Origin of the sequence: Microbacterium sp. HMWF026, assembly GCF_003061325.1 — a bacterium.
Lineage (GTDB): Bacteria > Actinomycetota > Actinomycetes > Actinomycetales > Microbacteriaceae > Microbacterium > Microbacterium testaceum_E.
Genome location: NZ_QAJB01000215.1, coordinates 1 through 1,533, shown reverse-complemented (window position 1 = coordinate 1,533; position 1,533 = coordinate 1). Strand labels below are relative to the sequence as shown.

The following is a 1,533-nucleotide window of genomic DNA, read 5'->3' as shown; positions in this document are numbered from 1 at the left end:
GTCAGTTCAGCTCCTCGAGGGCCTTGGTCTGTCGGAACCCGATGTACGAGATCACGCCGACGAGCAGGAAGATCACGATCGAGAAGGCGCCGGCGAGACCGAAGTCGCGCAGCTGGCCCACGAATGCGACCTTGTAGACCATCGAGATCAGGATGTCGGTCGCCCCGGCGTTGATGGCGGCGTCGGTGAAGCGCGGGCCACCGCCGGTGAGCATGTAGATGAGGTTGAAGTTGTTGAAATTGAACGCGAATGACGAGATCAACAGCGGCGCGACCGAGACGAGCAGCAGGGGGAACTTGATGTGGCGGAAGATCTGCCACACGCTCGCGCCGTCGACGCGTCCGGCCTCGGTGATGTCGTCGGGGATCGACTGCAGCGCCCCGGTGCACACGAGGAACATGTAGGGGTAGCCCAACCAGAGGTTCACGATGAGGATCGCGATCTTGGCGAGCAGGGGGTCCTGCAGCCACGGGATGCTGGCCCCGCTCAGGATCGTCTGGTTGATGAACCCGAAGTCCTGGTTGAACATGCCCGCCCACACGAGCGCCGAGAGGAACGCCGGGAAGGCGTAGGGCAGGATCATGACGACCCGGTAGTACTTGCGGCTCTTCATTCGCGGATCGTTCAGCACGATCGCGAGGAAGAGCCCCAGCACGAACGTCGTCGCCACCGACAGGAAGGCGAAGACGAAGGTCCAGACGGCGACCGCGATGAAGGGGCCGCGGATGGAGTCCTCGGTGAAGGCGCGCACGAAGTTGTCGGCGCCCACGGTCACGACCCATCCGGGCAGCAGCTCCTGGCCGTCGTCGGCGGTGAACGCCCCCGTGCCGATGTCGCGGTACACCGTGCCGTCGGCCGTGTCCGTCATCGTGTCGGCCGCGGCGTCCCACGTGAGGCTCGAGGTGAACAGGTAGGCGTTCGAGCCGTCGGTCGTGCGCAGGAACCCGTCGTTGGGGTCGTCCGAGATCGGCACGGCGATGGCCCCGATCGCGGCCTGGTTCGCGACGATCCCCGCGAAGTCGAGCGAGGTGTAGCCGTCGGCCGAAACCGCTCGTCCGCCCGCGAACTCGGCATCCACCGGCTCCAACGCCTGTTCGGTGGTGCCCACGGCCGCGTCACCGGTGTCGGGGTCGGTCACCAGGAGCGAGAACACTCCCCCGCTCTCGACGATCGTGACCGGGTAGGTCGCGCTGTCCTCCACGCGCGTCTGCGACTGCAGCAGGAGCGCGTTGACCGCGTCGTCCTTGGTGGAGTTGTGTCCGGAGCCGTAGTTGGTGAACGCGATGTAGACGGTGTACCCGACCACGAAGATCTGGAAGACCAGCAAGAAGATCAGACCGGGCGTGAGGTACTTGGCCGGCAGCAGGCCGGGGGTGAGGTACACGACGTTCACGCCGACCGCGATGATCGCCACGATCGCGGCCACCGCCCACTGACCGGAGCCGGCGAGCATCATCACGGCGTAGAGCGCGGCGGCATCCAGCAGCGCGAGCGCCACGATCTTGACCAGCCACACCTTCCATCCGGCGGAGG

At 66.0% G+C, this 1,533-nt stretch carries 1 protein-coding gene; it reads right to left on the bottom strand.

What is annotated here, in order from left to right; genetic code table 11:
* Window position 1 precedes the first annotated feature (1 nt).
* A partial coding sequence (locus tag DBR36_RS08875) for an ABC transporter permease subunit (protein ID WP_108318652.1) occupies window positions 2-1,533 on the bottom strand: 1,532 nt, incomplete at its 5' end.